The 299-nt window shown below is 61.9% G+C and carries 1 protein-coding gene; it reads left to right on the plus strand.

Going from position 1 to position 299, the window contains the following annotated elements:
• The coding region (locus EN853_RS33555) for a hypothetical protein (RefSeq protein ID WP_135861379.1) at positions 1-299 on the plus strand (299 nt) is incomplete at both ends.

A 299-nucleotide genomic window follows, 5' to 3' on the forward strand; every position in this document is an offset into this window, starting at 1 on the left:
GAAATCCTGGAGCTGAAGTCGACGATCAACACCATGGTCGACCAGTTGAACTCCTTCGCCGGCGAGGTGACGCGTGTCGCCCGAGAGGTCGGCACCGAGGGTAAGTTGGGCGGCCAGGCCCAGGTCCGCGGCGTCGCCGGGACCTGGAAGGATCTCACCGATAACGTGAATTCCATGGCCGAGAACCTCACCGGCCAGGTGCGTAAAATCGCTCAAGTGACCCCCGCGGCCGCGCGCGGCGATATGTCGAAAAAGATCACCGTGCACGTCAAGTCCGAAATCCTGGAGCTGAAGTCGAC

The organism is Mesorhizobium sp. M1C.F.Ca.ET.210.01.1.1 (assembly GCF_004791585.1).
Taxonomy (GTDB): Bacteria; Pseudomonadota; Alphaproteobacteria; order Rhizobiales; family Rhizobiaceae; genus Mesorhizobium.